Here is a 26,880-nt window from a genome sequence, read left to right on the forward strand (position 1 = left end):
TGACGCGGCCGTGCGGGCGGTCCTGCCGAGGTCTTCATGACCTCGTGAAAGGACCGCCCGCCTGGTTCGGGGCTACGGCTTCTTGACGGACTCGATGACCGACCCGAGCCCCTCCGCTCCGTGGCCTTCGGCGACCGCGCGGGCGAACAGCTCCTTCAGCGCGACCGGCACCGTCGGGTCCAGCCCCGCGTCCTCGAACGTGTGCACCACGTGCTCCATCCCGACGGCCTGCATGTGCAGGTTGTTCAGCTCGCCCGGATACGCACGCGCCTCGAACTCCGCCGCCAGGATCTTCAGGAACCCCATCGGCCCCTCGCCCGCCAGCCCGCCGAACGTCTCCTGCGCGTACGGCAGCATCGTCGACACCGGCAGCCCCGCGCTCTCCGCCAGCGCGCTCGCGTACATGAACGAGGTCAGCCCCGACCAGAACATGAGCAGCTGCGACTGGTAGAACAGCATCGCCAGCCCGGGGTCGGCCCCGACGTAGGTCACATCGGTCAGCGCCTTCAGCGTCTCCTCGTGCCGGGAGAGCACGTCGGACGGCCCGCTGTAGAACGTGTACGCGCCGGGCTGGCCGATCCCCGGCGGCGGGGTCATGATGCCGCCCGTGATGAGCACACCGCCCCTGGCCGACACCCACTCGGCGGCCTCGCGTAGCTTCGACGGGGAGTCGGAGCTGAGGTTGACCAGCACCTTCCCCGTCAGGTCGACGCCGGAGAAGCTGTCGTACATGGCCTGGTAGTCGACCTGGCTGACCACCACCAGCTCGCCCGCCTCGGCGGGGGAGGCCGCCTCGCGCGCGCCCAGTGCCACGAGCGCGCCCGCCCTGCCCGGCGTCCTGTTCCACACCGTCACCTGGTGGCCCGCCTTCAGGAACGTCTCGGCCATCGCCGAGCCCATCGCGCCGAGCCCGATCACCGTCACATGTGTTGTCATGCGCCCAGACTCGGCGACCGCCCTTCGGGAATCCTTCTGGTTAGCTACGGGTCATGCGTTTCGGAGTGCTGGGGCCGCTGGCGGTGTGGGCGGACGACGGGAGTCCCGTGCGGGTGCCCGAGGCCAAGGTCCGTGCGCTGCTGGTCGATCTGCTGGTGCACGAGGGCCGCCCCGTGCCCATGGACAGGCTGATCGACGACCTGTGGGGCGGGCGCCCGTCGAGCAACCCGGCGGGGACGCTGCAGGCGAGGGTCTCGCAGTTGCGCCGCGCGCTCGGCGGTCCCGAGACGGTGGTGCGCGAGCCTGCCGGGTACCGCCTGGCGGGGGCGGAGGTCGACGCGGAGGAGTTCACCGCTCTGGTGGCGCGGGCACGGGAGGGCACGCCGGAGGCGAGGGCGGGCCTGCTGGCCGACGCTCTGGCGTTGTGGCGGGGTTCCGCCTACGCCGACCACGCCGACGCGCCGTTCGTGGCGGCGGCGGCCGCGAGGCTGGAGGAGGCACGCCTGGCGGCGCTCGAAGACCAGGCCGAGGTACGGCTGGCGCTGGGCGAGCCGGTGGAGCTCGGCACGCTGGTCCTGCGGCACCCGCTGAGGGAGCGGCTGCGCGGGCTGCACATGCGCGCTCTCTACAGGGGAGGGCGGCAGAGCGAGGCGCTGGAGAATTACGCCGAGGTGCGCGAGCGGCTGGCCGACGAGCTGGGCGTGGACCCTGGCAGGGAGCTGGCGGCGCTGTACGAGGCGATCCTGCGCCAGGACCCGTCGCTCGACCCGGCGCGCGTGCCGGGAGTGCGGCTGCCGCTGCCCCTGACCGAGCTGATCGGGCGCGAGGACGCGGTCGCCGAGGTGCGCGCGCTCCTCGACGCGGGCCGCCTGGTGACGCTCACGGGGCCCGGCGGCGTGGGCAAGACACGGCTCGCGATGGAGACCGCCGGTCGGCTGGAGGACGTGCGGCTGGTCGAACTGGCCGCCACGACCGATCCCGTCCAGGCGGTGATCGAGGCGCTGGGCGTCCGCGACGACGGGGCGTCCGCGGGCCCGGTCGAGCGCCTCGTCACGGCGCTGCGGGACAAGCGGCTGCTGCTCGTCATGGACAACTGCGAGCACGTGATCGACGGCACGGCCGGCCTGGTCTCGACGCTGCTGAGGGCCGCGGGAGGGCTGCGGGTGCTGGCGACGAGCAGGGAGCCGCTGGCCGTACAGGGGGAGCGGGTGTGGCCGGTGCCCCCGCTGGAGATCGAGCAGGGGGTGCGGCTGTTCGCGGCGCGGGCCGTGGCCGCCGACCCAGGCTTCGCGCTGGACGACGGCAACGCGGCGACGGTCGCGACCATCGTCGAGCGGCTCGACGGGCTTCCGCTGGCGCTGGAGCTGGCGGCGACGAGAGTACGGGCGCTGGGCGTGCGTGAGCTGGCCGCGCGGCTGGACGACAGGTTCAGGGTGCTCGGCGCGGGGCGCAGAGGCGCTCCCGGCAGGCAGCAGACGTTGCGGGCGGTCATCGACTGGAGCTGGGAGCTGCTGTCGGAGCCCGAGCGGGTGGTGCTGCGCCGGCTGGCGGTCCACGCGGACGGGTGCCTGCTGGAGGCGGCCGAGCGGGTCTGCGCGCAGCCGGGGGTGGACGTCCTCGGGACGCTCGCGCAACTGGTCGACAGGTCGCTGGTGAGCCCGGGGCCGCGCTACCGGCTGCTGGAGACGGTCAGGGCCTACGGGCTCGAACGGCTGGCGGAGGCGGGCGAGGCCCTGGAGCTGAGGGAGCGGCACGCGGCGTACTACACCGAGCTGGCCGAACGGGCCGAGCTGCGCGAGTCCGGGCAGGGGGAGTGGCTGCGCAGGCTCGACGCCGAGGGCGCCAACCTGCGCCTGGCCCTGGAGAGCGAGAGTCACGCGCTGCGGCTGGTCAACGCGCTGGGCTGGTACTGGTTCCTGCGCGGAAGGCGGGGCGAGGCGAGCAGGGCGATCGCCAGGGCGCTGTCGTCCGGCGGGGGTGAGGCCGGCGAGCGGGCGCTGGCCGCGGTGTGGCAGGCGGGGATGACGCTGTCGACGGGCGACACCGCCGACACCGTGCCGTACGAGGAGCTGGACAGGGCGGGGGCGGCGTTCGCCGACTGGTTCCTCAGCTACGTGAGGTGGGCCTACGGCGACCATCCCGCGCACGAGGTCAGGGTGGAGCGGGCCCTGGCCGCCTTCGAGGAGCTGGGCGACCGCTGGGGCACGGCGGCGGCGCTGGACGTGCGGGCCAAGCTCGCGATCGTCCGCGGCGACCTGACCGCGATGCAGGCGAACGGCGAACGCAGTCTCGCGATCTTCCAGGAGGTCGGCGACGGCTGGGGCCAGAGCGAGGCGATGGAGACGCTCGGCCTGCTGGCCGAGATCCGCGGCGAGTACGCGGAGTCGGCACGGCGGCGCGAACGGGGGCTGGAACTGGCCGAGGAACTGGGGCTCGAATCGGCCTTCCGCCTGTCGGTGCTGGGCAGGACCGCGCTGCTGAGAGGCGACTACGCGCTGGCCGACGACTACCACGAGCGGGCCAGGAAGCTGGCGGTCGAGCAGTCGTACAAGTCGGCGGAGGAGCACGCCGCGCTCGGCCTGGGGCTGAGCGCGCGGCGGCAGGGACGGCTGGAGGAGGCGGAGACGCTGCTGCGCCCATGGCTGGCCTGGCTGCGACAGGTGGACGGGCAGCCGGGGCTCGCGCTGATCCTGGCCGAACTGGGCTTCGCCGCCGAGCAGCGCGGCGACACGGCGGCGGCGCTGGCCCTGCACCGCGAGGGCTACGCCTGCGCGCGGGCCAGTGGCGACCCGAGGGCCGTCGCGCTCGCGCTGGAGGGGCTGGCGGGCGCGCTGCCCGCCAGGGACGCGGCCAGGTTCCTCGGTACGGCGGCCGCCATCAGGGAGTCGGTCGGCGCGCCCCTGCCGCCCGCCGAACGCGGCGACGTGGAGCGGATCGCCGCCAGGGCGCTGGCCGAGCTGGGCGAGCACGCCTACGCCGAGGCCCGCGACTCAGGGCAGCGGGAACTCCGCACGCACCTCCCACGCGCCTTCCGCGGTGGGCCCGGCCATCAGCCTGCCGCCCAGCGCCTCGATCCGCTCGGCCATGCCGACCAGCCCGAACCCCCCGCCCAGTCGTGAGATGCGCGGGTCGGTGGCCGAGCCGTAGTTGCGCACCCGCAGCACGACGACCTTGTCGTAGCGCCGCAGGTCGACCTCGACCCAGCCGGTGCCGGGCGCGTGGCGGCGCACGTTGGTGAGCGACTCCTGCAGCACCCTGTGCAGGGTCGTCATGACCTCGGGCGGCAGCGTGGAGTCGTCGATGCCCTGTCCGACCTCGAAGGCGACGTTCGGGCCGTTGGAGGAGAAGCGCTCGGTCAGCAGGCGCAGGTCGGCGAGCGAGGTGCCGGGGGTGCGGGCCGCCTCGTCCTGCGCGCGCAGCACGCCGACCAGGCGGCGCATCGAGGTGAGCGCGTCCGCGCCCGCGTTGGCGATGGCGTCGAGGGCGGGTACGACGGCCTCCGGCTTCATCTCGGCCACGGTGCGGGCGGCCTGGGCCTGGACGACGATACCGGTGATGTGGTGGGCGACCAGGTCGTGCAGCTCCCTGGCCAGCTCCAGGCGTTCGGCCCGCCGTACCGAGTCGATGGCCTCGGTGCGGCGCTCCTGCATGAAGCGCAGGTAGCCGCCGACGCCCGCCGCGATCGCCCAGCCGAAGAACAGCACGAACGAGAAGGCGAGCCCGCCGTTCTTGTAGTCGCGCATGCCGCCCTCGGCCATGAGGACGGCCATCGCGACCAGCGACAGCGTCGCGGCCGTCGGGACGGGCTCGACGTGCCGAAGGATCCCGATGGTGAGGATGAGCAGCGCGCCGCTCTCGGCCATCCCGGGGAAGCCCGCGGAGCCGGTCGCCTGGATCAGCAGGGAGACGGCGAGCGAGCACGACAACAGGACGACGAAACCCTCGATCCTGTAGCGCCTGCGCAGCACCACGGCGGCGATCCCGACCGCGCCGCACACCGGCACCAGGTGCTGCAGGGCGCCCACGCTGAAGGAGGCCACCAGGTCCACCAGCAGCAGCATGCCCAGCCAGCCGATCATCGCGATCTCGCTGAGCCGCCTGATCCAGTAGACGAAACGTTTGTTGTCCCCCACGGCACCGAGCCTAGGCCGGAAGTCGGACCACCCATATCAACCATTCGGCCGAGAGCCGCACCTGCGGACCAACCCTTCAGCGGAGGTGGATGACACCGCCGGTCGCCGATGCTTGAAGCGTCGAAGGAGATGAAGGACATGGTCGTTATCGGATTCGTGATGCTGTTCCTCGGACTCGTCGTCGTGCTGCTTCTCGCACTGGCAGACCCGGTCCTGCTGTCCCGGATCAACGGCGAGCCCGCCGAAGGCGGGAGCGGCCGGCACCTCGGCGCCGACGTCGTACGGCTGCCGCGGCGCGCCGAAGAGCGCAGCGAGGCCAAGGCGGCTTGACACCCTGATCTCGTCACGGGTGGGCGGTTGGGGGACGGCCCGCTCGTGACGGCGGTGAGGCCCGTGATCGGTTGGGGGACGGATCACGGGCCTCACGGTTTAGCGTGGGGGGTATGAACAACGGATTTGAGACTCTGGCCATTCATGCTGGCCAGGAGCCCGACCCGACGACCGGTGCGGTCGTGCCGCCGATCTACGCCACGTCCACCTACAAGCAGGACGGCGTGGGCGGCCTGCGGGGCGGATACGAGTACAGCCGCTCGGCGAACCCGACGCGGACGGCGTTGGAGGAGGCGCTGGCGGCGGTCGAGGGAGGGGCGAGGGGCCTGGCGTTCGCCTCGGGCCTGGCGGCCGAGGACACGCTGCTGCGTACGGTATGCAAGCCGAACGACCACGTCATCATTCCCAATGACGCCTACGGCGGCACCTACCGCCTGTTCGCCAAGGTGCACCAGCGGTGGGACCTGCACTACGACCCGGTTCCGCTGGGCGACCTCGACGCCGTCGCCGCCGCCATGACGCAGAAGACCAGGATCATCTGGGTGGAGACGCCGACGAACCCGCTGCTCGGCATCGCCGACATCGCCGCGCTCGCCCAGCTCGCGCACGAGAACGAGGCGCTGCTCGTGGTGGACAACACCTTCGCCTCGCCGTACCTGCAGCAGCCGCTGTCGCTGGGCGCCGACGTGGTGGTGCACTCGACCACGAAGTACGTCGGCGGACACTCCGACGTCGTAGGCGGCGCGCTGATCGCGGCGTCTCAGTCGGTCGGCGAGGAGCTCGCCTACCACCAGAACGCCATCGGCGGGGTCGCGGGGCCGTTCGACGCGTGGCTGACGCTGCGCGGGCTCAAGACGCTGGGCGTGCGGATGGACCGCCACTGCGACAACGCCGAGCGCGTGGTCGATCTGCTGCTCGCGCACCCGCGCGTCACCCAGGTGCTCTACCCGGGCCTTGACGAGCACCCTGGGCACGAGGTGGCGGCCAAGCAGATGAAGCGCTTCGGCGGCATGGTGTCGTTCAGGGTCGACGGCGGCGAGCAGGAGGCCGTCGAGATCTGCAACAGGACCAAGCTGTTCACGCTGGGCGAGTCGCTGGGCGGCGTCGAGTCGCTCATCGAGCACCCGGGCAGGATGACGCACGCCTCGGCGGCGGGCTCCCCGCTGGAGGTGCCCTCCGACCTGGTGCGGCTGTCGGTCGGCATCGAGACGATCGACGACCTGCTGGCCGACCTGACCCAGGCGCTGGGCGGCTAGGTACCGGGGACGACCATCAGGAACAGGATCACGAGGTAGATCAGGCCGATCAGACCGCCGAACGCGGCGATGCGGCCGTTCTCGACCTTCGCGTCGTCGTCAGGGGTCTCGCTGGAGAAGACCCTGACAGCGGCGCGAAGGTCGCGGTCGACGATGAACAGCAGGACGAGGGCGACGAGGAAGAGCGTCATCGACGCCGTCATGTACCATTCGCCGATCACGCCGAGGCTGACGGCCAGCCAGATGCCGAAGACCAGGACGCCGAGCGATCCGAGGCCGTAGATCCTGGTCATCCGCTGCAGGGTCTGCAGGACGGCCGTGTTCTTGGCCCGGATCGCGCGCGGCGCGGCCATGATCGCGGCGGTGAGCGGACCGATCGCGAAGATCGCGAACGCGATGTGCAGCCAGAGCAACGTGCTATTCATGAGGCTGACATTAGTCGCCCGGTGATCTCACCGGGAAACACTCTCCTCCTGGGAGTCATCGCGGTCGTGAGGGCAGCTCATGCACAGCTCGAAAGCCGCGATGGCCACGGCCATCACGATGATGATCACAATCATGGGGAGCATGGGCCTCCTCCTTCCCCGAATATCGTCCGTAATGACTAGACGCTCTGGCAATGGAATAAGTTCAGCGCCGGTAAGGTTGTTTATCTGTTTCCCAGGCACAAGGGGGTGCCGTCGTGGCCGTCAGGCACGTCGAGCCGTACTCGGACGAGTGGGTACGCCAGCCGTTCTCCTACGTCAGCCAGGTCGTCGGCCTGCTCGGAGCTGAGGTGGGCGACTGGTGGGAGGGCCCGTGCGACCCTCGCGACGCCACCGTGCGCCTGAGTGACGGCAGTGCCCTGGTCTGGGATGAGGAGAGCGGCTGGCGCCTCGGGCGGTTCGTCTCCGGCTGTCGCGGTGAGCACACCGAGCTGGCCGATGTGCGTTACCTCGGTCACGGACTGCTGCCGAAGCCGGAACGGGTGCCTGGCGCGCTGGCCGACGCCCGCGCGGGGGTCGGGGCGAGTTCGGCGTGGCGGCCCAGCTACCGTTCCCACCGCCACTGCCGCGACGGATTCGACGTCGCGCTCAGCTACTACTGCTCCCTGCTCAACGCCTGACGTCCACAGGCGCGTACCGCCTGTCGGTGGACCTCCGGATACCGTCCGCGGCCCCCTTTCCCGGGAAGTTGGTTACATTAGGGTAAAGCTTCCCCCATCGAAGGGATGAGCATGCGGCCGTACACGCCCGAATGGCTTTCGATGCCTGTCGCCTATGTCGCGGAAGTCGCCCTGGCAGTGGACGCTCTCGAGTGGTGGGACGACCCCTTCGACCCACGCGACGCCACCATCCTGCTCGTCTCGGGATCCGCGCTGGTCTGGGACGAGGAGAGCGGCTGGCGGCACGGCACGTTCATCTCGGGGGAGAAGGGCGTGCGCACGGAGCTGGCCGACCCGCGCTACCTCGGTGGCGGTGTGCTGCCCAGGCCCGCGAACGTGCCCGTCCTGCAGGCCATGGGCGGCAGCCCGGTCAGACCCGTCTACCGCTCCTACCGCGACTACGGCGACGGGCTCGACGAACGGCTCGCCACCTACACCATTCCCGCGATCGTCTAGCGGGACCTGCGCTGGCGGAGGAAGTCGCTGACGACGTACTCTCCCAGCCGGTCGGCGCTGGGCGAGAAGACCCTGCCGCCGTTGCGCCTGGCCACCTCGTCGACGAACTCCTTCAGCCGGTCGTCGGCGGCGAGCATGAACACGTTGATCGTGGCTCGCCGCCTGGTCATCTTGTCGACCTCGGCGAGCGTCAGCTCCAGCGTCTCCGGTGAGGGCGGCCACTCGAAGGCGGAGCGGCCGTTGCGCATCAGGTGCGCGGTCGGCTCGCCGTCGGTGACCACGAGGACGACGGGCTCGAAGTCGGGGTGCCTGTCGAGGTGCCGGCCGGCGATGAGCAGGGCGTGGTGCAGGTTGGTGCCCTGGACCATGTCCCAGTCGAGGCCCGCCAGCTCGTCGGGCTGCAGGACCCTGGCGTAGTTGGAGAAGCCGACGATCTGGACGGCGTCCTGGGGGAACTTGGAGGCGACCAGGGCCTGCAGGGCCAGCGCGGTCTGCTTGGCGGCGGCCCAGGTGCCCCTGAGCGCCATCGAGTAGGACAGGTCGACGAGCAGGCAGACGGCGGCGGCGCTGCGCCGCTCGGTCTCGCTGACCTCGAAGTCGTCCACCGACAGCCTGACCCTCGGGCTTGCGGCGGCGACGCGCGGGTGCCCGCCGGGGCCGTCGCCCCGCTGTACAGGGGCGCGAGCCGGGCTCACGGTACGGCGGGCGGCGGTGTCGCCCCGCCGGATGCCGTTGACGAGCGTGCGGACCACGTCGATCGGCTGCTCGTCCCCGAAGCGCCACGCCCGGGACGACCCGGTCAGCTCGCCCGCCGATCCCGCGTCGCGCTGGTCGTGGTCGCCGCGCCGTCCGGCGTCGAGGGAGGAGAAGACACGGCGCAGCGCGGTCTCCCCGAGGCGGCGCACCGCCTTGGGGGTGAGTTCGAGCTTGCCGCGCCGCCGCAGCAGGTACCCCTGCTCCTCCAGCTCGCGTTCGATCCGCTTCAACGCCTCCAGGTCGTCGACCGCCGAACGCCCGAGGGCGCGGCGGATCGCGGCCTCGTCGATGTCGTCCAGGCGCGCGCCGGGGTAGTCCTGGCGAAGCGCGGCCTCCAGCTGGGTGAGGTCGGCCAGTTCCTCCAGCGCGCTCACGGCGTCGCCCATGCCCATCGGGTCCTCGCCGGTCAGCCGCTCGGGCGTGCCCCACGCCAGGTCGGGCCTGCGCGCGTAGAGGGAGTCGCCGAGGCGGCGCATCTGCTCCGACAGGCCTGCCTGGTCGAGCGTCTGGTTGATCAGGTTGGCGAGCTCCTCGCGCTGGCGAGGGGTGAGCGAGGCCAGCATCCGCTGAGTGGCGGCGGCCCTGCGGGCGAGGGCGTCGACGAGCTCGTCGAGGGTGCGCGGCTTCTCAGGGAACATGTCGCCATATTTCGACATGAAGGAATCGAAGTCCGCTTGGGTGTGCTCACCTCGGGCGTCCCTGTCGAGCATGTCGTTCAGGTCGCTCATCATCTGCCTGATCCGCTCCATCGCGGCGGGATCAGGGTTGGCCAGCGCGTCGCGCATGCCCTTGAACTGCGAGTCGAGCACCTCCCTGCGCAGCAGGTCGCGCAGTTCCTCGAAGGTCTGCCGCGCCGCCGCCGAGCGCCACTCGTAGGAGTTCAGCTCCTGGATCGCGCTCGCGGTGTCATCGGGGAGGGCGTCGAGCGAGGCCTCGCGCAGCCTGGCGTCGTCCGAAGGGTCGGGGAACAGCTCGGCGCGCTCCTGCCCGATCGCCTTGTCCAGCAGCGAACGAGCCCGGTCGAGGGTGCCGTCGAGCCGTCCGCGCTCGCGTAGCTCGCGGCGGCGGCGCCGGACCTCGCGCAGCATGTCGTCCAGGCCCCTGCGGTCCTGCGCGCCGGGCAGGCCCCGCTTGAGCAGGTCGCGCAGCGCGTGGATGGGGGTGGACCCGGACAGGATGGCGTCGCCCATCTCGTCGAGCGCCGCCCGCACGTCGTACGGCGGAGCGAGCGGGTCGGGCCCGTCGTGGTACTCGCCATAGCGGTAGACCATGGGCCCACGCTAACCCGAGATATCCGTCTATGCGTCGCCGAAGACCTCCCAGACCTCCTGCAGTTCACCGCTCAGCGGGTTGTAGTCGGCCTTGACCAGCACGGGGTGCTGCTGCGCCTTCAGGACCTTGGTGAACTCGGCGGCGTCGCAGTGCTTCTTGCCGAGCCCGTCGCGGTCGGCGTTGACGGGCTTGCCGGACAGCCAGCCCGACGCGCACGAGGCGGTGACCCTGTTGAAGCCGACGGCGTGGGTGTAGCCGAGCTTGATCCCCTTGAAGGAGACCGTGGTGTCGTTGATCCGCTTGATCGTGCCGAAGGCGGTCTTCGAGCCGCCCCAGTCGGTCAGGAACTCGCTGACCCTGACCGCCGTCTTCCCCGTGTACTCGACCTTGACGGGGGCGGGCCCGCGCTGCAGCGTGAAGGCGAGATCGGCGGCCGCGCACTCCGTCCTGCCCAGGCCCTTGGCGTCCAGAGCCACGTGGCCCTCGGTCTCGACCAGGTCGCACGCGACGGTGACCCGGCGGTAGGCGGCCTTGCCGTACGCGAGCCTGACCTCCTTGGCGCCGGTGACGGCCTTCAGCTTGTGGCGCAGGATCCCGTGCTCCTTGACGAGTGTCGCGCGGGCGGGCGTGACCCTGAGCACGCCCTTGCCGTCCGCCCAGGCGAAGCCGTACGCGACCGAGCCGGCGGCCGCGGCGGAGGCGGCGCCGGTGGCGCAGAGGCCGGCGCAGAGAACGGCACTGGCGGTCAGAGCGAGCAGGCGCATGATCTCCCCCGAGGTCGTAGGTTCAATCATCTAGGACGCGGGACAGGGGAGAAATGTTCACCTGAGCGTGTCGGCGGATCAGGTCCGGTAGACGGCGACCCCGTCCACGTCGTCCTTCGACAGGCGGCGCATGAGGTAGAGGCCCTCCAGCGTGAACTCCAGGGCGGCGGCCGCGTGGCCAGGAGACTCCTCGCCGGTACCCATGCCGAGCTTGGACATGACCTTGGCCAGGCCCTCGACGGGCCCGATGCGGCGCAGCAGCTCGGCGGCGGCGACCAGCTCGCCGGACTCCACCTGGTTGCCCGCGGCGAACTTGTCCAGCAGCGGCGTCAGATCCATGCCGCCGAGCCTGCCGCGGAAGGTCTCGGCCGTGGCCCTGCGCAGCAGGTGCGCGAGGATCTCGTTCTCCCGACCCTCCTCGCTGACCTCGAACTCCACCTTGCCGCGCAGGCTGGGCACGACGGTGGACAGGTCGCAGACACGCGTCACCGCGCGCTCCTCACCGGTGATCGCGGCCCGCCGTACGGCGGAGGCGGCCGCCGTCTCAGCCGCGGCGATGGAGAAGCGCGCCGACACGCCCGAGCGGGCGTCCACGGCGGTCGACTCCCTGACCAGGCGGGTGAAGCGGGCGATGACCTCGACCAGGTGCTCGGGGACGTCGGCGCCGATGTCGGGCATCGACTCCTGGCGGATGAGCGTGAGCTCGTCCTCGATCGTCAGCGGGTAGTGGGTGCGGACCTCGGCGCCGAAGCGGTCCTTCAGCGGGGTGATGATCCGGCCGCGGTTGGTGTAGTCCTCGGGGTTGGCGCTGGCGATGAGCAGGATGTCCAGGGGCAGCCGCAGGTTGTAGCCGCGGACCTGGATGTCGCGCTCCTCCAGCACGTTCAGCAGCGAGACCTGGATGCGCTCGGCGAGGTCGGGCAGCTCGTTGACGGAGAAGACGCCGCGGTTGGTGCGCGGCACCAGGCCGTAGTGGACCGTCTCGGGGTCGCCCAGCGTGCGACCTTCGGCGATCTTGATCGGGTCGACGTCGCCGATCAGGTCGCCGACCGAGGTGTCGGGCGTGGCCAGCTTCTCGCCGTAGCGCTCGTCGCGGTGCTTCCACGCGACGGGCAGCTCCTCGCCGCGCTCGGCGGCCAGCCGTACGCATCGGGCGCAGACCGGCGCGTAGGGGTGGTCGTTGATCTCGCAACCCTCGACCACGGGGGTCCATTCGTCGAGCAGGCCCGTGACCGTGCGGATGAGGCGGGTCTTGCCCTGGCCGCGTTCGCCGAGCAGGACCAGATCGTGGCCCGCGAGCAGGGCGCGTTCGAGGTGGGGCAGGACGGTGTCGTCGAAGCCCACGATGCCGGGAAAGCGCGGCTCGCCCGCCCGCAGCCTGGCGAGCAGGTTGTCGCGGACCTCGGTTTTGACGCTGCGATGGGCGTGGCCGCTCTCTCGCAACTCGCGGAGAATACGAGGCTGATGCACGCGTTCGAGACTACGTCGCCTTGGGGGAATGCGGGAATGTCTTTCGGATTTGACTGATGCGTGACGATAAGGGCGCGTGCTTGTCCTCGCAGTGGGGAGAATCCGCCCGAGGGAAATCACCGAAGCGTAGGGAGGCGAGACGCGTGGCCCTGTTGACGAGCCGTTTCGCTGACGGCCTCGCCGTGGGTTCCGATCTGGTCGCCGCCGCCGAGACGGCTGTGCGGCAGGCCCTGGCAGGGCTGAGCGGGCCCGCGGACCTCGTCTGCTTCTTCATCTGCGGTGAGGATCCCGACGACGTGGCCAGGGCCGGGCTTCGGGCCATGGCGGTGGCGCCGGCGGCTCATGTGATCGGCTGCAGCGCGACGGGTGTCATCGGGGACGGCCAGGGCGTGGAGCTCACGCCGTCGGTGAGCGCGTGGGCGGCCACCCTCGACGGGGGACGGCTGACCACGTTCGCGCTGGAGACGTTGAGCGCCGAGGACAGGTTCGTGGTCATCGGCCTGCCCGAGCGGCAGGTCGACGACAGGGTGGCCATCCTGCTCGCCGACCCCTACACCTTTCCCACCGACGCCTTCGTCGAGCGCTCGGCCGAGGTGCTCGGCGACCTGCCGCTGATCGGCGGCCTGGCCAACGGGCTGCAGGGCAGGGGGTCGGTACGGCTGTTCGCCGATGGCGAGGTCTACTCCGAGGGCGCCATCGGCGTGCTGCTGAGCGGCGAGGTCAAGGTCAGCACGGTGGTCAGCCAGGGGTGCAGGCCGATCGGCCCGACCATGGTCGTCACGGGCGCCGAGGAGAACCTGCTTCTCGAGCTGGCCGGCCAGCCCGCGCTGGCCAGGCTGGAGGACATCGTCAGCGACCTGGACGAGGACGACCGCGAGCTGGTCGCGTCGGGCCTGCAGATCGGCGTGGCGATGGACGAGTACGCCGAGCATCACGAGCGGGGGGACTTCCTGATCCGCGGAGTCCTCGGCATCGATCCCGAGCGGGAGGCCGTCGCGATAGGGGACGTGGTCGACGTCGGCAGGACCGTGCGCTTCCAGGTGCGCGACGCCGCCACCGCGGACGAGGACCTCTACGACCTGCTCGACGCGCACCGCGAGGAGCTGGGCAGGGTCGACGGCGCGCTCCTGTTCGCCTGCAACGGCAGGGGGTCGGCGATGTTCGGCACCGCCGACCACGACGCGGTGGCGCTGCGCGACACGCTCGGCGCGATCGGCATGGCGGGCTTCTTCGCCGCGGGAGAGGTGGGGCCCGTGGGGGGCCAGAACCACGTGCACGGGTTCACCGCCTCCATCCTGGTCTTCTCCTCGTGATCCAGGCCGTGGCGGGCGGGGGTGCCCGGAGTTCTCCTCAGCGCAGCGCGTCGACCGGCTCCATGCGGGCGGCCCGCAGCGCGGGATACAGGCCCGCCAGCAGGCCCACCACCGCTCCCGCGAGCGGCGCGACCACGGCGAGCCGCAGGTCGAGCACGGGCGTCCACTGCTTGGCCGCCGCGACGGCGACGATCGAGACCACGCCGAGGCTGGCGCCGATCACCCCGCCGGTCAGCCCGGTCAGCGTCGACTCCAGCAGGAACTGGGCGGCGATGTGCCTGCGCGCGGCGCCGAGCGAGCGGCGCAGGCCGATCTCCGCGACCCGCTCCATGACGGTGACCAGCGTGACGTTGGCGATGCCGACCGCGCCGACGACCAGCGAGACCAGGCCCAGGATCAGGAACAGCGCGTTGACGTCGCTCTGCACGCCGTCGCGCGCCCTGGTGGGGCTCGGCGGCGCGATGACCTGCAGCAGGCTCTCGTTGCCCGGGCTGAGCGCGAGCGCCGCCTGCCCGGCGACGAGGTCGGCGGCGCCGAGGCTGGTGTTGATGAGCACCCTGGTAACGTCCTTGAGCCCGAACCGCCTGCCGATCGTGGGCGGGACCATGACGGCGGTGCCGAGGTTCCGTTCCCTCTTCATCCCGCCGAGGATGCCGATGACCGTGTAGGCGTGCCTGCCGATGAAGACGGCAGGCGCTCGCTCCAGCCGGGTGATGCCGAGCATCTTGGCCGCCTGCTCGCCGACGACGACCACCTTGTCCTTGCGCGTGAGGTGCCCGGCGTCGAAGAACCGGCCCTCGATCATGCTGCCCTTGACGGCCTGGGGGAGGCTGGGGCTGGCGGCCACCACGGTCAGGGTCTGGTCGGTCACCCTGGTGGGGTCCACGATCATGTTGGAGCGCACGCTCAGGTTGGCGCTCTGCTTGGTCTCCGCGACCGCGGCGGCCGATGTCACCCCGCGCAGCCTGGTGACCTGGTCGATGGCGTTCCACCCGACGACGACCTTGCCGTCCTCGGGCACCTCGACGGTGATCGTCGTGGCGGTCAGCTCGTCGAACCTGCCGACGATCTGGTTGCCCGCCGTGGCGGCGACGCCGAGCGTCACGACCAGCGTGGTGATGCCGAGCACGGTGCCCAGGGTGGTGAGCGCGGTTCTGACGGGGCGGGCCAGCATGCCGGCCATGGCCTCGTTCAGCAGGTCACGTAGGTCCACTACTCCTCCACCAGGATGCCGTCGGTGATCCGCACCCTGCGCCTGGCCCGGCCGCTCACCTCGGTCTCGTGGGTGATCACCACGATCGTCAGCCCCTGGTCGCGCAGGTCGTCGAAGAGGTCGAGGACAGCGTCGGTGTTACGGCTGTCGAGATTGCCTGTGGGCTCGTCGCACAGCAACAGTGAGGGGCCGCCCATCAGCGCCCTGGCGATCGCCGCCCGCTGCCGCTCGCCGCCCGACAGCCGGTCGGGCAGGAAGTCGACCCTGTGCGACAGGCCGACACGGTCGAGCGCCCGCAGCGCCCTGTCCCTGCGGTCCTTGCGCCCGCGCTTGTCGGCGCCGCTCTGGTACACCTCGGCGAGCATCACGTTCTCCGCCACGCTGCGGTGGGAGAGCAGGTGGAAGGACTGGAAGACGAAGCCGATCCGGCTGCCGCGCAGCCTGGTCCGCTCGCCGTCGCGCAGCCTGGTGGTCTCGATGCCGTCCAGCAGGTAGCTGCCCGAGCTGGGCCTGTCGAGCAGCCCGAGCACGTTGAGCAGCGTGGACTTGCCCGACCCCGAGGGGCCGACGATCGCGAGGTAGTCGGCCGGGCGCACCACGAGCGAGACGTCGGACAGCGCGTGCACGGGCGGGTCCGATGGGAACTCCTTGCTGACGGCCTCCAGCGCGATGACGGGCTCAGGCACCGTTGACCACCACCCTGTCGCCCTCCTTGAGCTCGCCGGTGACCTCGACCTTGCCGTCGGCGGTCAGGCCCGTGCGCACCTCGACGTCCTTGGTCCTGTCCGGAGAGACCTCCACCCGCACCCGCGCTTTGCCGTCCGCGGAGGTGATCACCGCGGCGACCGGGACGACGAGCACTTCGGCGTCGGTCGCGCCCACCGTCACCCTCGTGGTGACGTTCGCGCCGGACAGCCCCTTGAGCCCCTTCTCCGACAACGGGCTGATCAGCACGGGCACCGAGCTCATCTGCTGGGAGCCGTCACCCGCCTTGGCCTCGCCGGTGGACAGCTTCGCCTTCTCCCCGAACGCGATCAGCCGCGCCGGATGGGTCTTGCCCGCATCGGTCTCGATGACCGCCCGGAGCCCCTCTTTGAGCAGGTCGGCCTCGGCGGCCTCCACCGATCCCGTCACCACGAAGGACGAGCTGGTCACGGTGGCGATCGCCTTGTCCACGGTCTCGCCCGCCTTGACCCCCGCCTTGTGGAGGCGGGCGGGAAGCTTCGGCAGGAACACCAGCTCGCCGGGCGGGATCGTGGTGCCGTAGGTCCTCGTGTACTCGGCCATCAACGCCTGCGCGGCGCTCACGTCCTTCTTGGCGTTGGCGACCTTGAGCTTGACGGGCGACAGCTCGCGAGCCTGACGCAACCCCTGCCCGGCGAGGGCGACGGCCTCCTTCGCGTCGCGCACGGTCTTGCTCAGCTCGGCCAGCTTCTTCTCGCGGGCCTGCCGCGCCTCCTCCTCGATCCGCCCGTACGTCCCGCGCGCGGCGTCCAGGTCGGCCCGCGCGTTGGACACCTTCAGCTCCAGCAGCGTGGTGTCGGTGGGCTGCTTCGGCGGCGAAGAGGGCGCGGGTGTGGCCCCAGGAGTGCCGGCCGGCGTGCTCGGCTCAGGCCGGCTGTTCTCCGCCCTCGCGGCCGCCAGGTCCTGCTCGGCCTGCAGCAGCTTCTCCTCGGCCGCCCTGACGGCCGCGTCGGCGGCCTCGATCTTGGCGATGTCCTCGGTGGTGTACTGCTGCGCCCTGGCCTGCCGGTGGGCGAGCTCGGCAGCCTTCAGGTCCGCCCTGGCGTTGGTGAGTTTCAGCTTCAGCGGCAGGACGTCGCCGCCCTGGTCCAGAGTCTTCTGCTCGGCGGCCAGCGTCTCCTGCGCGGTCTGTACGGCCTTGCGCAGCGTGTCGAGCTGCTGGCGGGCTTCGAGCGTGGGCTGCTGGGCCTCGTAGCCCTTCTTGGCGTAGAACCTGGTGACCGCCGCGACGGTGGCCTGGTCGAACACGCCGGTCACGGAGGTGCCGTACCCCAGCCTGCGCAGCGACCGCTGCAGCTGCTTGACGTCGTCGCCCTTGGCGCCCGGATTGATGGTGCGGTGCATCGGCACCTTGCCCGACATGGCGAAGACGGGCCTTCCGTTCACCTCCATGAGGATCCCGCCCTCCCTGACCTGGCCGGGATGGGGCGCGCGGGTGGCGCGCTGGCCGGCATCGGCTCCGCCGACGACGCCCGCCAGCGTGACGGGCAGCGGCGAGCCGTACTCGAGGGTGCCGTTGACGACGATCGTGCTGGCCAGCTTGGTGCGTTCGACCGGGGCGGTGACCAGCGAGGCCTTCGGAGGCTTGCGCAGGGCCGCCTCGTCGGCGGGCGAGCGCAGCCTGGTGCTGACTCCCCAGCCGACGCCCGCGATCACGATCACGCCGGCGACGGTGCCGATGAGCACCTTGCGGGGGGACTTCACGTCGGAACTCCTTGATTTCGGGCATGCCGAACAGAGCTCGTGGCCCTGCGGCGAGCTAGAGGAGGATGCGGCGCCTGGCGCGGTACGGCACGGCCGCCGCCGCGATCGTCAGAACCACCAGGAGGGCGGCGTGCGCGATGTCCTGCCTGGTGATGTGCTCGATGCTCTCGGTGTTCTCGTAGAGCACGGCCGTGGCGGGCACCAGGTAGACGGTCGCCGCGATCGCCCATCGCAGGTCGGCGGTGAGGTGCCCGGCGAGGGCGGCGCCGAACAGCAGCGCCGCCTCCAGGCACACCCTCGTCATGGCCGTGGGCGAGCCCGCCGCGATGTCGAGCCACGCGGGGTCCGCGCCGGCGACGAGCGGCACCGCCGCCAGCCACCACCACGAGCGGGTGCGAGGCCGCTCACGCCTGCTCGCCAGGACCAGCAGTCCCGCGATGATCAGCACGTTGGAGGTCAGCGGGGCGATGGGGCCGCCGTTGCCGTACAGCGCGGGACCCGACCACAGCTCTTCGGGAAAGTCGGGGAAGACGGGCAGCAGCGTGGCGTCCAGCCACTGCTGCCCCATGGTGATCGAGGTGACCTTGACGGCGACGGCTCCCGCGACGGGGAGCGCCGGCCGTACGTGGCCGCGCAGGATGAGCACGAGAGCGACGGCCGACAGCGCCAGCCACAACGGCACGCTGGTGGCGTAGGGAACGAGCACCGCGAGGTTGAGCATGGCCAGCGCCGCGACGCCCAGGTGCAACCCGTCCGCCCAGGCGGGCCCCTGTGCCGCCGCGATGATCCGGGTGCGTATCCCGCCGACCACCAGGGCGTAGGCCTCGCGCGCCGGTGGAAGCGCCTGGCCTGGCTCGGCGCTGTCCAGCAGGACGTCGAGAAGCTCGTCACCATGGTCGGCCCGGTAGCCGTCGGGGTAGGCCCGCAACAGCCAGCGATAACGTCGCTCGAGCGAGGTCATCCGAACGTCGCCCCGAGGTTGTGGCGTCCCGTCACGACGGCGGCCGCCTGCTGCATGCGCCTGGCCTCCGCCTCGACCATGCCGCTGCCCTCGTCGGTGATCCTGAAGTAGCGGCGTTTGCGGCCGTTGACGATCTCCTCGCGCTCGACCATGATGACGCCGTTAGCGGCCAGCCGGTCGAGGGCGCCGTAGAGGGTGCCGACGGCCAGTGTGATCCTGCCGTGGGAGAGGTCGACGACCTTCTTGATGATCGCGTGTCCGTGGAGCGGACCGTCCAGGAGTGCGGCGAGGACGAAATAGGTCTGCTCACTCAAACCGGATGATCCCTTAGACATAGCCGGAAACGTACTTCGTGCGGCGAAGTATCGTCAACCCCATGTCCGTATCCCGTACTCCGCGTCCACCTTCGTGTCGATCTCCTGCTCTCGTGGCAGGTAGGCCGCGTAGAAGTCCTTGCCGCACTCCAGGTCGTCGAGCGCGACCTTGATCTCCTTGGTGAGATGGGGCCTGGCCTGCGCGGCCGTGAGCGTGGGTTCGTAGAACTGCCCCTCGGGCAGCTTGCTGTCGTCGACGTCGTCGGTCTTGCCCAGGTTCTCGACCTGGGCGCGGATCTCGTCCGAGCCGCGCGTGGCGATGGCGGTCGGATTGGTCTTCGACACCCTGTAGCCCTGGCCCTTCAGGCAGTCGGCCATGCGCGCGGCCTTCTCCACCAGGGTGGGATCGCCGTCGAGCTCACGGACCTCGGCCTGCGTCCTGGCCTTGGCCACCTGCTCGTAGTGGTCCATCGACGACTTCACGACCTTGCCCGTGAGCTTCTTGATCGCGGCCGTGTAGCAGGACTCGTGGGCGTCGTCGTAGGCCTTGCGCTGCTGTTCGGACAGCGAGCTCTGGATCGCCCAGTTCGGGTTGATCTCCGGCTTCTCCGGTTTGTACATCGGGCTGTCGAATTCCTTGGGGTAGACGTAGAGGGAGAAGTGCCCGAAGCCGTACTTGCCGCGTTCCGCCTTCATCGCCGCGTAGTCGCCGCCGAAGGCCGCCTTGCGCTGCTCGCTCAGCTGCCGGCCCTTGGCCACGAACGCGACATACTTGAAGCCCTTGCCCTTCATGCAGGTGGCGAGCTCGGCCTCCTTGCGCTGCTCGATCCCCTGGGCGGCCTGGGGGCTCGGCTCCGTCTCGGCCGCGGTGGCGCCGCACCCGGCCAGCAGGGTGAGGGTGAGGAACCCCGCCGCGCACCACGCCGGCCGTACCGCGCGGCGCTGCGCGCCCTTGGCGGTGTTCGCCGGGGGGCGACCATGGGTGGCGTCGGAGAGGTACGGCCCGGCCTCGGCGGAGGGTGGCGAGAATAAGGTCGGCGGGTGATTCGCCATTGATCGGTTCGGCATGGAGAGGACCATACTTCGTGCGACGAAGTATGGTCAAGCGGTGCGTCGCGCCCTGCGCCTCCCCCGTCGAGGGGCTCAAGCCGCCGGCCCGGGTCCCGCGCTTCACACATGACCGGCGTCCCACCTGGACCTTTCGACGACCTCGGGCCCGTCCGGGCGGTGGGAGACTGGTCGGCATGGTTCTCCCGCGAGTGACCCTCGACGACGTGGTGGCCGCACGCGACCTCCTGGCGGGCGTCGCCGTCCAGACTCCCGTGCTCCGGTCCCGTGTCCTGTCGGAGACCATCGGTGGCCCCGTGCACCTCAAGTGCGAGAACCTCCAGCGGGCGGGCTCGTTCAAGGTCCGCGGCGCCTACGTCCGCATCGCCAAGCTCACCGAGGACGACAGACGGAAGGGCGTGGTCGCCGCCAGCGCGGGCAACCACGCGCAGGGTGTCGCGCTCGCCTCAGGGCTGGTCGGCGCGCGGGCCACGGTCTACATGCCGGAGGCCGCGCCGCTGCCCAAGGTGGAGGCGACGCAGGCCTACGGCGCCGAGGTCGTGCTCGGCGGCGCCAGCGTCGACGTGGCGCTGGCCAAGGCGAAAGAGCACGCCGAGCGGACGGGGGCGGTCTTCATCCACCCCTTCGACCACCCCGACGTCATCGCGGGCCAGGGCACGATCGGCTTGGAGATCATCGAGCAGCTCCCCGACACGGGCACGATCGTGCTCGGCATCGGCGGCGGCGGGCTGGCCGCGGGCGTGGCCCTGGCCGTCAAGTCGCTACGGCCCGGCGTGCGGATCGTCGGCGTGCAGGCCGAGCAGGCGGCCGCCTACCTGGCCTCGCTCGCCATGGGGGAGCCCGTGGTGGTCGACCCGTCGGGCACCATGGCCGACGGCATCGCGGTGGGCCGCCCCGGCGAGCTGCCGTTCGAGATGATCCACTACCTGGTCGACAGCGTGGTGACCGTGTCGGAGGAGGAGATCTCCAGGGCGCTCGTGCTGTGCGTCGAGCGCGGCAAGCTGGTGGTCGAGCCCGCGGGAGTGGTCGGCGTGGCGGCGCTGCTCGCGCACCCGCACGCCTTCGAGCCGCCCGCCGTGGCGGTGCTGTCGGGCGGCAACATCGACCCGCTGCTGCTGTCGAAGGTGCTCCGGCACGGCCTGGCCGCCGCCGGTCGCTACCTCACGGTCAGGATCAGGCTCCACGACCGGCCCGGCGCGCTCGCCGCGCTGCTCGCCACCCTGGGAGAGCTGCGCGCCAACGTGATCGACATCGTTCACGAGCGGGTCAACGCCAGGCTCCACGTCGACGAGGTCGAGGTGCGGCTCCAGCTCGAGACGCGGGGCCAGGCGCACTGCGACGAGGTGCTGGGGGTGCTCGCAAGAGAAGGCTACAAGGTCTTCTTCTGAGTCAGCGTCCGAGCAGCGGCCCGTACTCGGCCCATACCCGAGTATTGATCGAGGCCTGCTTGGGGGCGAAGCGGGTGTAGAAGTCCTTGCCGCATTCCAGGTCCTCCATCGCCGCCTTGACCTCCCGATCCAGGTACGGCCTGGCCTGCGCCGGCGTGAGGTCCAGAGGCTCGTTGGGCGCCTTGCCAAGCTTGTCCGCCTCGTCGAAGAACTGGTTTTCACCTCTCTTGGCCAGAGCGGTCGGCTTGGTCGTGGACATGCGCTGCCCCTTGCGGACGAGGCAGTCGGCGAAGGCCGAGGCGAGGCCGACCAGCTCGGTGTCGCCATCGATCTCGGCGGCCTCCAGCTGCTTTCTGGCATCCCTCAGCAGGATGACTCCCTTCAGCTTCGAGCCCACCTCCTTGTTCAGCACCTCCTTGGCGGCCTTCTGATAGCAGCTGTCCTTCGCCTTGTTGTAGGAAGCGAGCTGGCGGTCGTTCAACTTCCATACGAGCTCGTGGTTCGGGTCGCCGTGGTCGGGGGAGCTCTCGATGCTGCCGCTCAGGGGATCCTTCGGGTAGACGTACTGGGCGAACACCCCGAAGCCGTACTTCTGGCGGTAGACCTTTATGGCCTCGTAGGTGCTCAGATCGGGTTTCGGCTGCTCCGGCGACACAAAGGCGATGTACTTGAAGCCCTTCTGCTTCATGCAGTCGGCCTTGATCTGCTCCATCCTGGGCCGCGGATCGGGCCCCTTGGTGGGCGCGGGAGCGGCGGCCTGTTCGGCCGCGCATCCCGATAGGAGGGCAAGCGAAAGCAACCATGTGACACGACGCATGGAAATCTCCAGATCAGTCGAACGCGCGCGTGCGCGACCCGCGCGGCGCGACGGCCGCGACAAGGGTGAGGAACGCCAGCAGCCCCCAATAGGCCAGGTTCTGGCGTGATTGGTCGACCAGGTGCTCGCCGAAGGCCGTCGAGCCGGCAACCAGGTAGAGCGCGGCGGCCAGCGCCCAGCGCCGATCGCCGGTCATCCGTCCCGCCCACACCGCGCCCGCCAGTGTCGCGGCCTCGGCCACGACCCTGACCAGGACGAGGGGGGAGGGATCGTCGAGCGCCATCCACGCCGGATCGGCGACCGCCAGCAGGGGGACGACCGCCGGCCACCACAGCGAGCGCCGCCGGGGCCGCTCCCCGCGAACGGCCAGGATCGCCAGCCCCGCGCACGCCGGCAGCGACCAGGCGGCCGCCCCGATCGGGCCGCTGTTGCCGTAGAGCGCGTCATGCATCAGGAAGGCAGGTTCGATCGGCAGCAGCGTGGCGTCCACGAAGACGACGCCGGTGCCGAGCGTCCACGACTTGATCCCGGTCAGCAGGACCAGCGGCAGCGCGAGCCGAAACCGTCCCATGATGGTGAGGATCAGCCCGAGCGTGGACAGTGCGCACCACACCGGGATCGACGTGGCGTAGGGCAGCCACCCTGAGAGGTGGGCCGCGCAGAGCGCGGTTACGCCGAGGTGCAGCCCGTCGGCCCACATCGGGGCCGTGGTGGCCTGCCAGACCCGCTCCCGCAGCCCGTTGACCAGGAGTCCCGCCGCCTCTTTCAGTGGCGGCCTCGAACGCTTCGGGTCGGTGTGTCCGAGCAGGACGTCGAGCAGCTCATCGCCGTGAGCCGAGCGGTAGGCGCGCGGGTAGGCCCACATCAGCCGCCGGTAGCGCCGCTCCAGCGGCGTCACGTCAGGCCCAGGTCGCGGCGGCCCTTGATCACGCTGGCGGCGTGATGCATGCGCTCGGCCTCGGCCTCGGCGATCGCCCTGCCGCGATCGGTGATGCGGAAGTAGCGGCGGTTGCGACCGTCGACGACTTCCTCGCGGTCGACGCTGAGCGTGCCCTGGGCGGTGAGGCGCTCCAGGATGCCGTAGAGGGTGCTGATCGACGGCTTGACCCGATCGCGGGACAGTTCGACGACCTTGCCCACGATGGCGTGCCCGTGGAGAGGGCCGTCGAGGAGCGCGGCGAGCACGAAGTACATCGGCTCGCTGACTTCCGTTGATCTTCTCGGCATGGCGATCAAGATACTCCGTTTAACGGAGTGAGGACAAGACCGGCTTTCTCGGCTCGAAGAGCCAGGCGTCGAAGAGCTCGTCGAGCTGCTTGCCGGAGAGCTGCTCGGCGAGTGCGATGAGCTGCGGCGTCGTGACATACCCGTACTTGTAGCGGGCCGTCCATTCCTTGACGATCTTGAAGAAGACGGGATCGCCCACGGCCTTGCGCAGCGCGTGCAGCGCCATGCCGCCACGCGTGTAGACCGACTCGTTGAACAGGTCGTCCGGCAGCGCGCGGCCCGGCGGGTAGGTCCACATCGGGTCGGAGGCGGGCCTGGCGTAGAAGCCGTCGAAGACGCTCTCCGCGCTGGCCCTGCCCTTGTGCTCAGACCACAGCCACTCGGCGTAGGTGGCGAAGCCCTCGTTGAGCCACAGGTCCCTCCACCGCCTGACGGACAGGCTGTTGCCGAACCACTGGTGAGCCAGCTCGTGGGCGATGATGCTCTCCGCCGGCCGGAAGCCGCCGTACATCGGCTTGGTCTGGTTCTCCAGCGCGTAGCCCGCCGCGAAGTCGTCGATGACGCCGCCGGTGGACGAGAACGGGTACGGGCCGAAGACCTTGGTCCAGTAGTCGGTCACCTCGCCCGAGGTGGCGTAGAGGTCGTCGAGCGCCGAGGCGAACTGCGGATCGACGGCGGCCAGGTTGGGGATACCGGTCGCGGTCGTGCCCTGGCGCAGCTCGAACTTGCCGAGCGTCATCGTGGCCAGGTACGTCGCCATCGGATGCTTCTCCGACCACGTGAACGTGGTCTTGCCGCCGTTCGTGACGGGCTGCCTGGTCTGCTCGCCGTTCGCCAGCGCCGTCACCCCCCGCGGCACGGTCAGCTCGAAGTCGAAGCGCGCCTTGTCGGCGGGGTGGTCGTTGGAGGGGAACCAGGTCTTGGCGCCGTTGGGCTGGCAGGCGACGAAGGCGCCGTCGGGGGTCGGGATGAAGCCGTAGGTGCCGAGGTTGGAGGAGTCCCTCACCGGCTTCGGCGTGCCCTCGTAGGCGACGGTGACGGTGAAGGCGTGGTTCTCGCGCAGCCGTTTGGCGGGCGTCACCGTCAGCTCGCTGCCGCTGCGCTCGAACCTCGCAGGAGCGCCGTCCACCTCGACCTTGCCCACCTCGAAGCCGGACAGGTCGAGGTTGAAGCGCGGCAGCGACTGCGTGGCCTTGGCCTGGATCGAGGTCAGCCCGTTCAGGTGCTTGGCGGCGGGGTCGTAGCCGATCTTCAGGTGATAGCGGGTGACGTCGTAGCCGCCGTTGCCGTCCAAGGGGAAGTCGGGGTCGCCGATGCCCCGCCCCGGCTCGGACTGAGGGGCCGCGGGGTCGGGGGTGGCGGCGGGCGGAACCTGGGCCCCGGTGGAAGAAGGGGCGCAGGCGACCGCCCCGAGGAGCGTCAACAGCACAGCACAGCGCATGGCCACAGAGACTACGCGAGCCATTGCCGCCGGTCAGGCATCTACGACAAGGGTCTTGGCCGCCTTGTCGTGCAGGGCCTGTTTACGTGGATCGAACAGGATCCAACCAAGATTGATGATCCCGAAACAGCATGAATAGTCCAGAATGGCGGCGACCGCCTGCCTGATCGCCGCCTGCCCGACCGTGATCGGCTGGCCCGTGTCGGCGACCACCCGCATCCCGAACAGTCTCTTGCCCAGCGTCTGCCCGTGCCAGTAGGCGTGCAGCAGCCAGTAGTAGAGGAACGAGATCACCCCGGCGATGAAGACGTGCTGCACGGGCACGCGTACCGCCATCTCCTTCGAGGGGTCCCAGACGTACTGCCAGCTCGTCCAGGTGAACGGCGACGCGATGGCGGAGACGATGACGCTGTCGACGATCCCGGCGAAAAGCCGTCGCCAACGTCCTGCGAGAGGTGGCATGACCTGATGATCACCCACCTCTGGCCAGGACAAACATCTACAGGTTGCCGCGGCGCTCCTGCTCACGCTCGATCGCCTCGAACAGTGCCTTGAAGTTGCCCTTGCCGAAGCCGAGCGAGCCGTGCCGCTCGATGAGCTCGAAGAACACCGTCGGGCGGTCCTGCACCGGCTTGGTGAAGATCTGCAGCAGGTAGCCGTCCTCGTCGCGGTCCACCAGGATCTTGCGCTGCTTCAGCTCGTCGATCGGCGCCCGCACCTCGCCGATCCTGGCGCGCAGCTCGGGGTCGTCGTAGTAGGAGTCGGGGGTGTCGAGGAACTCCACGCCCGCCGCGCGCATGTTGTCGACGGTGGTGAGGATGTCGTTGGTGGCCAGCGCGATGTGCTGCACGCCGGGTCCGCCGTAGAACTCCAGGTACTCGTCGATCTGCGACTTCTTGCGGCTGATCGCGGGCTCGTTGAGCGGGAACTTCACCTTGCGGGTGCCGTCCGCGACGACCTTCGACATCAGCGCGGAGTACTCGGTGGCGATGTCGTCGCCGACGAACTCCGCCATGTTGGTGAAGCCCATCACGTTCCGGTAGAACTCGACCCACTCGTCCATCTTGCCGAGCTCGACGTTGCCCACGCAGTGGTCGACCGCCTGGAAGAACCGCTTGGCGGGCGGCGCCACCATCGGCTCGGCCTGGCGGTAGCCGGGCAGGTAGGCGCCCGAGTAGTTGGACCTGTCCACCAGGGTGTGCCGGGTCTCGCCGTAGGTGGCGATGGCCGCGATCACGACCTTGCCGCTCTCGTCCTCCAGCGTGTACGGCTCGGCGAGCCCCCGGGCGCCCCGCGCGACGGCGTGCTCGTAGGCCGCCTCGACGTCGGGCACCTCGATGGCCAGGTCGATCACGCCGTCGCCGTGCTCGGCGACGTGGCGGGCCAGGTCGGTGCCGGGCCGTACCGACGAGCGGAACTCGAACCGCGCACCACCCGAGGTCAGCACGTAGGCCACCTCGTCCCTGCTGCCGTTCTCGGGGCCGCGGTAGGCGACCAGCTTCATCCCGAACGCGGTGGAGTAGTAGTGAGCCGCCTGCTTGGCGTTGCCCACGGCGAACACCACGGCGTCCATGCCCTTGACCGGAAACTCATCGCTCATACCGATAACTCTCGATTTATGTGGACGGCTTGTGCAACTGTCACTTGAAACAGTGGACAATTTGTCCATGACCATCGACGATCTGGACGCCAAACTGCTCAGTCTGCTCGCCACGGAGCCACGCCTCGGAGTTCTGGAGTATTCCCGCAGGCTCGGCGTCGCCCGAGGCACCGTGCAGGCCCGGCTCGACAGGATGATCGCCAGGGGGGTCATCACAGGTTTCGGCCCCGACGTCTCGGCGGCCGCGCTCGGCTACGACGTCACCGCGTTCGTGACCATGGAGATCCGTCAGGTCAGCGGGCACGATCCGGTCGCCGACCAGCTCGCGCGCATACCCGAAGTGCTGGAGGTCCACACCATCACCGGCGGCAGCGACCTGTTGTGCAGGGTCGTGGCGCGCACCAACGCCGACCTTCAGCGCGTCATCGACCGGATCGTCGCTGTGCAAGGGGTTCTGCGGACTTCTTCGGTGATCGTGCTCGACACTCCGGTCCCATACCGGGTTATGCCATTGGTCACGGATGTACCACGTCGAGGCGGTCTAAAGCCGTAGCATCGTTACCGATCGTTTAT

25 protein-coding genes and 1 pseudogene are annotated in these 26,880 nt (G+C 70.3%); 8 read left to right on the plus strand and 18 right to left on the minus strand.

Translation table 11 applies throughout. The features are described from left to right. Nucleotides 1-72 precede the first annotated feature (72 nt). Nucleotides 73-936: an NAD(P)-dependent oxidoreductase gene (locus ACFSKW_RS54330; protein WP_379583697.1), complete on the minus strand. Its 864-nt coding sequence runs from the start codon at nt 934-936 to the stop codon at nt 73-75. A 53-nt stretch (nt 937-989) separates the two neighbouring features. Between ACFSKW_RS54330 and ACFSKW_RS54335 the strand changes: the two genes are divergently transcribed. Then, nucleotides 990-4,055: a BTAD domain-containing putative transcriptional regulator gene (locus ACFSKW_RS54335; RefSeq protein ID WP_379583699.1), complete on the plus strand. Its 3,066-nt coding sequence runs from the start codon at nt 990-992 to the stop codon at nt 4,053-4,055. Here the strand turns inward: ACFSKW_RS54335 and ACFSKW_RS54340 are convergent. Further along, nucleotides 3,993-5,015 (minus strand): annotated as a pseudogene (locus ACFSKW_RS54340) (sensor histidine kinase); the annotation flags it as partial. The gene ACFSKW_RS54335 and the pseudogene ACFSKW_RS54340 overlap by 63 nt on opposite strands. Before the next feature lie 192 nt (nt 5,016-5,207). On the opposite strand from ACFSKW_RS54340, the gene ACFSKW_RS54345 reads away from it, so the two are divergent. Together ACFSKW_RS54345 and ACFSKW_RS54350 are read left to right on the plus strand one after the other, a co-directional pair. After that, nucleotides 5,208-5,399 carry a hypothetical protein gene (locus ACFSKW_RS54345; protein WP_379583701.1) on the plus strand — a complete coding sequence of 64 codons (192 nt, stop codon included), beginning with the start codon at nt 5,208-5,210 and terminating at the stop codon, nt 5,397-5,399. Between the two features lie 113 nt (nt 5,400-5,512). Continuing rightward, nucleotides 5,513-6,655, plus strand: a complete 1,143-nt coding sequence (locus ACFSKW_RS54350; RefSeq protein ID WP_379583703.1) for a cystathionine gamma-synthase — start codon at nt 5,513-5,515, stop codon at nt 6,653-6,655. On the opposite strand, the gene ACFSKW_RS54355 is transcribed toward ACFSKW_RS54350, so the two are convergent. Then, on the minus strand, nt 6,652-7,080 hold the full coding sequence (locus tag ACFSKW_RS54355; protein WP_379583705.1) for a DUF2269 family protein: 429 nt from the start codon (nt 7,078-7,080) through the stop codon (nt 6,652-6,654). The genes ACFSKW_RS54350 and ACFSKW_RS54355 overlap by 4 nt on opposite strands. 257 nt (nt 7,081-7,337) lie before the next feature. Between ACFSKW_RS54355 and ACFSKW_RS54360 the strand changes: the two genes are divergently transcribed. Together ACFSKW_RS54360 and ACFSKW_RS54365 are read left to right on the plus strand one after the other, a co-directional pair. After that, nucleotides 7,338-7,760, plus strand: a complete 423-nt coding sequence (locus ACFSKW_RS54360) for a DUF6292 family protein (RefSeq protein ID WP_379583707.1) — start codon at nt 7,338-7,340, stop codon at nt 7,758-7,760. Between the two features lie 141 nt (nt 7,761-7,901). After that, complete coding sequence (locus tag ACFSKW_RS54365; RefSeq protein WP_379583709.1) at nt 7,902-8,255, plus strand: DUF6292 family protein; 354 nt, start codon at nt 7,902-7,904, stop codon at nt 8,253-8,255. Here ACFSKW_RS54365 and ACFSKW_RS54370 read toward each other — a convergent pair. Genes ACFSKW_RS54370 through ACFSKW_RS54380 form a run of 3 tightly spaced genes read right to left on the minus strand, consistent with a single transcriptional unit; the run spans nt 8,252 to nt 12,517 of the window. Then, nucleotides 8,252-10,282, minus strand: coding sequence for a vWA domain-containing protein (locus tag ACFSKW_RS54370; RefSeq protein ID WP_379583710.1), 2,031 nt, complete (start codon nt 10,280-10,282; stop codon nt 8,252-8,254). The two genes, ACFSKW_RS54365 and ACFSKW_RS54370, sit on opposite strands and share 4 nt — an antisense overlap. A 27-nt stretch (nt 10,283-10,309) precedes the next feature. Further along, a complete protein-coding gene (locus ACFSKW_RS54375; protein WP_379583711.1) occupies nt 10,310-11,077 on the minus strand; it encodes a hypothetical protein in 768 nt (255 codons plus the stop codon). A gap of 48 nt (nt 11,078-11,125) precedes the next feature. Continuing rightward, nucleotides 11,126-12,517 carry a sigma 54-interacting transcriptional regulator gene (locus ACFSKW_RS54380; RefSeq protein WP_379583712.1) on the minus strand — a complete coding sequence of 464 codons (1,392 nt, stop codon included), beginning with the start codon at nt 12,515-12,517 and terminating at the stop codon, nt 11,126-11,128. Nucleotides 12,518-12,660: 143 nt separating this feature from the next. Here ACFSKW_RS54380 and ACFSKW_RS54385 point away from each other — a divergent pair, with 143 nt between their 5' ends. After that, a complete protein-coding gene (locus ACFSKW_RS54385; RefSeq protein WP_379583714.1) occupies nt 12,661-13,830 on the plus strand; it encodes an FIST signal transduction protein in 1,170 nt (389 codons plus the stop codon). 37 nt (nt 13,831-13,867) lie between these two features. On the opposite strand, the gene ACFSKW_RS54390 is transcribed toward ACFSKW_RS54385, so the two are convergent. Genes ACFSKW_RS54390 through ACFSKW_RS54415 form a run of 6 tightly spaced genes read right to left on the minus strand, consistent with a single transcriptional unit; the run spans nt 13,868 to nt 19,834 of the window. Beyond that, nucleotides 13,868-15,043 (minus strand): ABC transporter permease, encoded by a 1,176-nt coding sequence (locus ACFSKW_RS54390; protein ID WP_379583715.1) that lies wholly within the window; start codon nt 15,041-15,043, stop codon nt 13,868-13,870. Further along, a complete protein-coding gene (locus tag ACFSKW_RS54395) occupies nt 15,043-15,729 on the minus strand; it encodes an ABC transporter ATP-binding protein (protein WP_379583717.1) in 687 nt (228 codons plus the stop codon). Before ACFSKW_RS54395 ends, ACFSKW_RS54390 begins: the two co-directional genes overlap by 1 nt. Further along, complete coding sequence (locus ACFSKW_RS54400; RefSeq protein WP_379583718.1) at nt 15,722-17,491, minus strand: peptidoglycan-binding protein; 1,770 nt, start codon at nt 17,489-17,491, stop codon at nt 15,722-15,724. The genes ACFSKW_RS54395 and ACFSKW_RS54400 overlap by 8 nt, the downstream gene beginning before the upstream one ends. Nucleotides 17,492-17,546: 55 nt before the next feature. Next, nucleotides 17,547-18,452, minus strand: coding sequence for a hypothetical protein (locus tag ACFSKW_RS54405; protein WP_379583720.1), 906 nt, complete (start codon nt 18,450-18,452; stop codon nt 17,547-17,549). Then, nucleotides 18,449-18,766 (minus strand): PadR family transcriptional regulator, encoded by a 318-nt coding sequence (locus ACFSKW_RS54410; RefSeq protein ID WP_379583722.1) that lies wholly within the window; start codon nt 18,764-18,766, stop codon nt 18,449-18,451. The genes ACFSKW_RS54405 and ACFSKW_RS54410 overlap by 4 nt, the downstream gene beginning before the upstream one ends. A gap of 54 nt (nt 18,767-18,820) precedes the next feature. Continuing rightward, a complete protein-coding gene (locus ACFSKW_RS54415) occupies nt 18,821-19,834 on the minus strand; it encodes a hypothetical protein (RefSeq protein ID WP_379583724.1) in 1,014 nt (337 codons plus the stop codon). A 176-nt stretch (nt 19,835-20,010) separates the two neighbouring features. Between ACFSKW_RS54415 and ilvA the strand changes: the two genes are divergently transcribed. Continuing rightward, nucleotides 20,011-21,222, plus strand: coding sequence for a threonine ammonia-lyase (ilvA, locus tag ACFSKW_RS54420; protein WP_379583726.1), 1,212 nt, complete (start codon nt 20,011-20,013; stop codon nt 21,220-21,222). 1 nt (nt 21,223) lies between these two features. On the opposite strand, the gene ACFSKW_RS54425 is transcribed toward ilvA, so the two are convergent. Genes ACFSKW_RS54425 through hppD form a run of 6 tightly spaced genes read right to left on the minus strand, consistent with a single transcriptional unit; the run spans nt 21,224 to nt 26,307 of the window. Next, the gene (locus ACFSKW_RS54425) at nt 21,224-22,039 is read right to left on the minus strand and encodes a hypothetical protein (RefSeq protein WP_379583728.1); all 816 of its coding nucleotides are present in this window, start codon (nt 22,037-22,039) and stop codon (nt 21,224-21,226) included. Nucleotides 22,040-22,052: 13 nt separating this feature from the next. Then, nucleotides 22,053-22,937 carry a hypothetical protein gene (locus ACFSKW_RS54430; protein ID WP_379583730.1) on the minus strand — a complete coding sequence of 295 codons (885 nt, stop codon included), beginning with the start codon at nt 22,935-22,937 and terminating at the stop codon, nt 22,053-22,055. After that, nucleotides 22,934-23,266: a PadR family transcriptional regulator gene (locus ACFSKW_RS54435; protein WP_379583732.1), complete on the minus strand. Its 333-nt coding sequence runs from the start codon at nt 23,264-23,266 to the stop codon at nt 22,934-22,936. The genes ACFSKW_RS54430 and ACFSKW_RS54435 overlap by 4 nt, the downstream gene beginning before the upstream one ends. 19 nt (nt 23,267-23,285) lie before the next feature. After that, nucleotides 23,286-24,707: a M1 family metallopeptidase gene (locus tag ACFSKW_RS54440; RefSeq protein WP_379583734.1), complete on the minus strand. Its 1,422-nt coding sequence runs from the start codon at nt 24,705-24,707 to the stop codon at nt 23,286-23,288. A gap of 33 nt (nt 24,708-24,740) precedes the next feature. Then, the gene (locus tag ACFSKW_RS54445) at nt 24,741-25,169 is read right to left on the minus strand and encodes an RDD family protein (protein WP_379583736.1); all 429 of its coding nucleotides are present in this window, start codon (nt 25,167-25,169) and stop codon (nt 24,741-24,743) included. A 37-nt stretch (nt 25,170-25,206) separates the two neighbouring features. Then, nucleotides 25,207-26,307 (minus strand): 4-hydroxyphenylpyruvate dioxygenase, encoded by a 1,101-nt coding sequence (hppD, locus tag ACFSKW_RS54450; protein ID WP_379583738.1) that lies wholly within the window; start codon nt 26,305-26,307, stop codon nt 25,207-25,209. A 67-nt stretch (nt 26,308-26,374) separates the two neighbouring features. Here hppD and ACFSKW_RS54455 point away from each other — a divergent pair, with 67 nt between their 5' ends. Further along, on the plus strand, nt 26,375-26,860 hold the full coding sequence (locus ACFSKW_RS54455; protein ID WP_379583740.1) for an Lrp/AsnC family transcriptional regulator: 486 nt from the start codon (nt 26,375-26,377) through the stop codon (nt 26,858-26,860). Nucleotides 26,861-26,880: the final 20 nt, after the last annotated feature.

The sequence above is a fragment of the Nonomuraea mangrovi genome, assembly GCF_042681425.1.
GTDB lineage: Bacteria > Actinomycetota > Actinomycetes > Streptosporangiales > Streptosporangiaceae > Nonomuraea > Nonomuraea mangrovi.